This is a genomic window from Gemmatimonas sp., assembly GCF_036405635.1.
Classification (GTDB): Bacteria; Gemmatimonadota; Gemmatimonadetes; order Gemmatimonadales; family Gemmatimonadaceae; genus Gemmatimonas.
The window spans coordinates 1-2,015 of the sequence record NZ_DASWXE010000168.1; the positions used below are offsets into that span (position 1 = coordinate 1).

2 protein-coding genes are annotated in these 2,015 nt (G+C 67.0%); both read left to right on the forward strand.

Going from position 1 to position 2,015, the window contains the following annotated elements; translation table 11 throughout:
• Positions 1 to 681 (forward strand): ABC transporter ATP-binding protein (locus tag VGE27_RS13615; protein WP_331050216.1); only part of this gene is annotated, 681 nt, incomplete at its 5' end.
• The coding region (locus tag VGE27_RS13620; RefSeq protein ID WP_331050217.1) for a TonB-dependent receptor at positions 678 to 2,015 on the forward strand (1,338 nt) is incomplete at its 3' end. The genes VGE27_RS13615 and VGE27_RS13620, both read left to right, overlap by 4 nt.

Here is a 2,015-nt window from a genome sequence, read left to right on the forward strand (position 1 = left end):
GGCGCGGGCAAGAGCACGCTCATGCAGTTGCTGCTCGGCGTGGAACGTCCCGGTGAGGGACAGGTGCGCTTTCGTGGCCAAGAGATGCGGGCCTGGCCGCGGCAGCAACTGGCGCGGGAGATTGGCGTGGTGCCACAAGGCGAAGTGGAACCGCTCTTCACGGTGCGCGACACCGTGGCCATGGGTCGCTACGCGCATCTGGGTGCATGGCAGCGCGAACGTACGGAAGATGTGCAGGCCATCGACCGGGCCATGTTGCAGTGCGACGTGCAGCAGTTCGCGGACCGTTGGGTGCCGACTCTGTCGGGCGGTGAACGCCAGCGTGTGCGTGTGGCCCGCGCCCTGGCACAGGAAACACGCGTGATCGTGCTCGACGAACCCACCACCTATCTCGACATCCGCCATGAGATGGCGATGTTCGAGCAGGTGCGTCGTTTGCGCGATGGCGGTGTGACCGTGGTGCTGGTGACGCACAACCTGAACCTCGCGGCGCGCTATGCCGATCGCATGGTGTTGCTGCGCGACGGTGCCATCGTCGCGACCGGAACGGCAGCCGAGGTGTTGACGGCCGAGCGCGTGGCCGAGGTATACGAGTGGCCGGTGGACATCGAATGGCATCGGGATGGTGCACCGCAGGTCGTGCCGCGCGGTGGATCCCCGGTGACGGGCGGCATCACATGAGACTCAGCCTCCCACTGCTCTGCGCCGTCACAGCCGTGCTATTGGCGCCTGTGCACGAATTGCGCGCGCAGGTGTCCGGCGAAGTGCGTGGACGGATCACGGAAGCCGGTACGGGTCGCCCGGTGGCCGACGCACGCATCGAGATGGAAGGCGTGAGCACCAGCGCTCGCACCAATGCCGACGGCACCTATCTCGTTCGCAGTCTCGAACCACGTGCCTATGTGGTGCGTGTTCGCGCGCTGGGATTCGTCGAGCGCGCGCTCGATGTGACCGTGCAGAATGCGCGCGTGACCCAGCTCGATGTGGTACTGCAAGCAATGGCCCCGGTGCTGGAACGCATGGTGGTGGCAGCGCAGCGCGACTCCATCGCGCCCAACGCCACCACCTTCACGCGCGCAACCATCGAGGCATCCGGCCAGCGCGATCTGGGCGACCTGCTGCAGACCACACCGGGCGTGGTCATCACCCGTTCCGGTGGCCCCGGTCAGCCGGCCCGCGTGTCCATTCGTGGCTCATCGTCCAACCAGGTACTCATCCTGCTGGACGGCGTGCCGCTCAACTCCGCCATCTCCGGGTCGGCTGACCTGTCCACCATTCCGCTCGAGAACATCGAGCGGGTCACCGTCCTCACCGGCGCGCAGTCGGCCCGCTACGGCCCACGCGCCATGGCCGGCGTGATCGAGATCGTCACGCGGCGTTCACGCCATGAACGTTCGGCGCTCGTACGCGGTGGCGCACTCGGCGAATTGGGTGTGGCCGGTACGCTGGGCACTTCGGTGCACCGCGCCAATGGTACACGCTCTGCATCGCTGGGCGTGGATCATCGGTCGGTGCAGGGTGATTTCTCTTATCCCATACCAGCTGTCCGCGGTGGCGGGCGCGCCGATCGCCTCAACGCCGATGCGACCACCACACAGGTGGTGGGTAGTGCCGGCCTCGAAGTGGGACATCGCCAGTTCACGGTGCGCGGCACCTATGGCAGCACCGATCGCGGCATGGCCGGCACGATCGTGCAGCCATCGCTGTCGGGTCGCCAGCAGTTCTCGCGCCTGAACGGTGGTGTCACCGCGCAGTGGAGCCCGTCGCGTTGGGTGATCGCGTCGGCGGCCGATGTCACGCGCGAACGCGGGATGTACACAGATCCCACCCCGCCCTTCGGCCAGCCACTCGCCGACACCGTGACCGCCAACGGACTCACGGTCACATCATCCGCCACGGCAGCATGGCGCCTGATGACCACATCGGCCGGCATCGATGTGCGCCACATCGCGCTGGCCAGCAACAATCTCGCGGCCAACGCCCCCGACGGACAAACACTCGCCGGCGCATGGTTC